At 63.6% G+C, this 4,337-nt stretch carries 5 protein-coding genes; 3 read left to right on the top strand and 2 right to left on the bottom strand.

Annotated features, from left to right (window positions below):
• Window positions 1-463: 463 nt before the first annotated feature.
• The gene (locus HGEM_RS03095) at window positions 464-976 is read right to left on the bottom strand and encodes a GNAT family N-acetyltransferase (RefSeq protein WP_019127941.1); all 513 of its coding nucleotides are present in this window, start codon (window positions 974-976) and stop codon (window positions 464-466) included.
• Between the two features lie 7 nt (window positions 977-983).
• Complete coding sequence (locus HGEM_RS03090; protein WP_019127940.1) at window positions 984-1,283, bottom strand: YerC/YecD family TrpR-related protein; 300 nt, start codon at window positions 1,281-1,283, stop codon at window positions 984-986.
• 385 nt (window positions 1,284-1,668) lie between these two features.
• On the opposite strand from HGEM_RS03090, the gene HGEM_RS03085 reads away from it, so the two are divergent.
• The 3 genes from HGEM_RS03085 to mnmA all read left to right on the top strand — a co-directional run.
• Entirely contained in the window at window positions 1,669-2,031 is a 363-nt protein-coding gene (locus tag HGEM_RS03085; protein WP_019127939.1) for a phage holin family protein, read from the top strand.
• 405 nt (window positions 2,032-2,436) lie between these two features.
• Window positions 2,437-3,372, top strand: a complete 936-nt coding sequence (gene cysK / locus HGEM_RS03080; RefSeq protein WP_019127938.1) for a cysteine synthase A — start codon at window positions 2,437-2,439, stop codon at window positions 3,370-3,372.
• Window positions 3,373-3,378: 6 nt separating this feature from the next.
• The coding region (gene mnmA / locus HGEM_RS03075; protein ID WP_019127937.1) for a tRNA 2-thiouridine(34) synthase MnmA at window positions 3,379-4,337 on the top strand (959 nt) is incomplete at its 3' end.

The following is a 4,337-nucleotide window of genomic DNA, read 5'->3' as shown; positions in this document are numbered from 1 at the left end:
GGGGACGCCGCGTTGGGGTATACTCGTAGCGAGCAGAAGGTTTTAAGCCCTCCTGTGAAAACGTTGTGATGGGGTAATGCCCACGCTGAACAGCCGTCTCCACCAAGGCGGCTGTTCCCTTTTGCGTCAAGCATCACCCCGTGCCCGGCCTAGCCGAGCAGCATCTCGTAGGCCAACAGAATCAGCGCTACCAGAACAGCCGCCGCGAGCAGCAGCTGGGTGAGCTTGCTCAAGGGATCCCTCCATCTACCCCGTTGGACTCGGAGGGCACCGCCCGCTCGTTAAGGCGATTATAGCATGAATATCGAACATATGTTTGTATATCTTGACCTATGGAAGATATCAGAAGCCCCCGCTCTGCCGCCTTCGCCCCGATGCGCGGTGGCCGAACGCCGTTTAGCTAACAAAACAAAGCGATTCCACTCTTCATGGTGCTGATGCACTGAGGTCGCAGGGCAAGCCCTTATTTCACGCGCTTCTCCATGATGTAATCGTCCATGATGAACCCTTGACCGATATCGGTCTCGACGGCATCGATAACAGAGAAGCCGTTGCCACGATATGCGCGAACGCCCAGGTCGTTACCCTTGTTGACGGTGAGATACATGGCAGAGAGGCCGCGCTCGCGGCAAAGTCGCTCATAGAAGGAGACCACGGCGCTCGCAAAATGCTTTCCGCGCTCCGATGCCAGAAGATAGATCTTGGAGATAAAGAATCGGTTGGTCTCGGGCTCGACATGACCTCCCGTATATCCCACGATGCGCCCGTCGTCCACGGCGCGCACGAACCAATACTCGTAGGCATGATCGCGCATGTCGCGCTCGATCGCCGGCAGCGACTGGAACCGATCGACCATATATGACGTCTGGTCCGCTCCGATGAGCGACGGCCAGTACTCGAACCAGATCTCGTGGGCGAGCTCAGCGAGCGCGCTCACGGTTTCAGACGTAACAGCCTCAAGAACAACGGTCTCCATCCCTTGCCTACCTCTCGTCCTCCAAACGAATCAGGAGCCTGCGATAGCCGCCGTACTCGCCATTGAGCGCCTTCGACACGCGGCTCACCGTGGTCGATGACGCGCCGGTGCGCGCCTGCACCTGCACGTACGGCTCCCCTTCGTCGAGGCAGCGCGCCACCTGCAGGCGCTGGGCCAAATCGCAGACCTCGCGCGGGGTGAGCAGATCGGCTAGGAACGCCTTGATGTCCGCCTCGCCGTGCAACATAGAAAATGCGCGCACCAGCTGCTCGACATCTTCACGTTCATACATCTTCTCGATATCCATGCGGCACCGCCCCCGTTCGCCCCGTTTGTGTATGCGCTCTGCAACGCGCCCTGGCGATAATGGTCGCACGCTGGCGCACGTCGCAGTGTACCACACCACTTCGCTAAAGCGCCGCACTTCAGAGGCATCATACGGATACACCGCCGGCTGCGTCGCACCAGCCTCCATCAACCGTGTGGGCACCTCGCCATCCTTCAACTCTTCACATACGCCGCCCATCGGAAATATGTGAGCCCAGTTGGGGCATAATCGGTCGAAACTTCGCGAACCCGGCGGAACCGCAAGCGCGCGCCCGGCGAACTCGCGAACCGCAAGACAAGACTCCGCGCCGTAACCGCATGTCGCAACGAACCGGCCCACACAGCGCGCTCCCGAAAGGCCTCCCATGACCTTCCTGCTCAACTGGCTCTTCACCTCGATCGCCATCGCGATCGCCGATTGGTTCGTCCCGGGCATCTTCGTCCTGGGCACCGTCGAGCCCTGGCTGTGCTACATATTCACCGGACTTTTCCTCTCGCTCGTCAATTCGCTCGTGAAGCCCATCATCACGGTGCTCGCGCTCCCGCTCACCATCATCACGCTCGGGCTCTTCCAGCTTATGGTGAACGGCCTCATGCTCCAGCTTGCAAGCTCGCTTTCGCTCAACCTGCTCGGCTCGGGTATCGTGGCCGCCAACTTCGTTTCGGCATTCGTTGGCGCGATCATCGTAAGCATCATGTGTACTATCTTGGGCGTGAAGAAGCACTAGCCTCACGCCCCGTCGGGCCCACGCCCACCCGTCGCACGAGCCGGGCGGAGGGGGCTTCGCGACCACAGATGGCACGGGCTGCGCTGTCGTCATCTTACCTTGCTACCGCCTCATTCACCCTGCCAGCGCGCGCCAAGCGACTACCGCTTTATTCGTTCCACTTTTGGGAATATCTTTTGCCGCCCGGCCACCACACCGGGATACGCAACTCACAAAACCGCAGGTACCCATTGAAGGAGCATTGCCACACACGGCCAAGCCGAGAAACAAGTTCCCAAAAGTGGAACGAACTTCCCAGAGACACGCGACGCGGCCTCGCGATCGTGGCAGCTCGTGTCTACAATATCGATATTCGACCAGCAACACCGCGTCGGCATTCGAAGCCGCGCGAGAAGGAGACCAATCATGGCAAACATCTACACCTCCATCGACCAGCTGATCGGCCACACCCCGCTACTGGAGCTCAGTAACATCGAGCGCACGGACGGTCTCAGGGCGCGCGTGCTCGTCAAGCTCGAGCGCTCGAACCCGGCCGGCTCTGCCAAGGACCGCGTCGCGCTCTCGATGATCGAGGCAGCTGAGCGCGAAGGCGCCATCCGCCCGCATGAGGGCTACACCATCATCGAGCCCACGTCGGGCAACACCGGTGTCGGGCTCGCTGCCGTGGCAGCCGCTCGCGGCTACCGCGCCATCATCGTCATGCCCGAGACCATGAGCGTCGAACGTCGCCAGCTTGTGCGCGCCTACGGCGCCGAGCTTGTGCTCACCCCGGGAGCCAAAGGCATGGCGGGAGCCATCGAGCGCGCAAACGAGCTCCAGAGCGCCACGCCGAAGAGCATCATCGCGGGCCAGTTCGTGAACCCCGCAAATCCAGCCATCCACCGCGCCACCACCGGCCCCGAGATCTGGAACGACACCGACGGCAACGTCGACATCTTCGTCGCCGGCGTGGGCACGGGAGGCGCCATCACGGGCGCAGGCGGCTACCTTAAGGAGCAGAACCCCGCAATCGAGCTCATCGCCGTGGAGCCCGCCGACTCCCCCGTGCTCTCGGGCGGCAAGCCCGGCCCCCACGGTATCCAGGGCATCGGCGCGGGGTTTGTACCCGAGGTGCTCGACACTCACGTCTATGACAAGGTGATGACCGTTACCACCGAGGATTCCTACGCCGTGGGCCGCCGCCTCGGCGCTGAGGAGGGGCTGCTCGTGGGCATCTCGTCTGGCGCCGCCACCTGGGCCGCGCTCGAACTTGCCCGCCGCCCGGAAAACGAGGGCAAGACCATCGTGGCGTTCCTTGTAGACACGGGCGAGCGCTACCTCTCGACCCCTATGTTTGCGTAGGCCGCCGTGGGCACGCGGGTTCTCATCGCCATGAGCGGCGGGGTCGATTCAAGCGTTACCGCCTACCTGCTGTCTTCGGCCGGCTATGACTGCATCGGCGTCACGATGCGTCTCTACGACGCCGAGACCTCGGGACGCGACCCCGCGCGCGCATGCGGCAACCTCGCCGATATCGAGGACGCGCGTGCCGTGGCGCATCGGCTCGGCATACCGTTCACGGTGCTCGACTGCCGCGACGCTTTCGAACGCGACGTGATCGAGGCGTTTTGCCGCGCCTACGAGCTGGGCACCACGCCCAACCCCTGCGCCATCTGCAACCAGCGCATCAAGTTCGGCGCCCTGCTCGCCCATGCCCGCGAACTCGGGTGCGAGTATCTGGCAACGGGGCATTATGCGCGCGTTGCGCAGCTGGAAAGCGGCTCCTTCGCCCTTATGAAGGCCGTCGACCGAACCAAAGACCAGAGCTACTTCCTCTATGGGCTCACGCAGGAGGAGCTTGCCCATGTGCTGTTCCCCCTGGGCGGGCTCACGAAACAGGGCGACGTGCGCCGCATCGCGCGCGAGCACGGCTTCGAGAACGCGGCGAAGCGGGATAGCCAAGGCATCTGCTTCGTTCCCGACAACGACTTCGCCACGTTCATCGAGCGCAGGCGCGGGCGGGCGCTTCCCGAAGGGGACATCGTGGGCACGGACGGCACGGTGCTCGGCCGGCACCACGGCGCCATCCGCTACACCGTGGGCCAGCGCAAGGGCCTTGGCGTGGCGGCAGCGCGGCCGCTCTATGTAACAGGCATCGACGCGCGCGCCAACACCGTGACCCTGGGCGACGAGGCCGACCTGATGTCGGGCGCGCTCATCGCCGACAGCTGGACCTGGTCGGCCCCCGCGCCCGACACGGAGGCCCGGCTCGACGCGGCGCCGCTCCGCGCGGCCGCGCGCATCCGCTACCACCAGGCCGACCAGGC

This window comes from Enorma massiliensis phI, from assembly GCF_000311845.1.
GTDB classification, from domain to species: domain Bacteria; phylum Actinomycetota; class Coriobacteriia; order Coriobacteriales; family Coriobacteriaceae; genus Enorma; species Enorma massiliensis.
The sequence above is the reverse complement of the archived record's forward strand: the minus strand, read 5'-3'. Positions and strand labels throughout refer to the sequence as shown.

Bases quoted from the DNA above. Each gene is read 5' to 3' on its own strand.
- HGEM_RS03095 (WP_019127941.1), bottom strand. From the start codon at position 976: ATGGAGACCGTTGTTCTTGAGGCTGTTACGTCTGAAACCGTGAGCGCG.
- HGEM_RS03090 (WP_019127940.1), bottom strand. From the start codon at position 1,283: ATGGATATCGAGAAGATGTATGAACGTGAAGATGTCGAGCAGCTGGTG.
- HGEM_RS03085 (WP_019127939.1), top strand. From the start codon at position 1,669: ATGACCTTCCTGCTCAACTGGCTCTTCACCTCGATCGCCATCGCGATC.
- cysK (WP_019127938.1), top strand. From the start codon at position 2,437: ATGGCAAACATCTACACCTCCATCGACCAGCTGATCGGCCACACCCCG.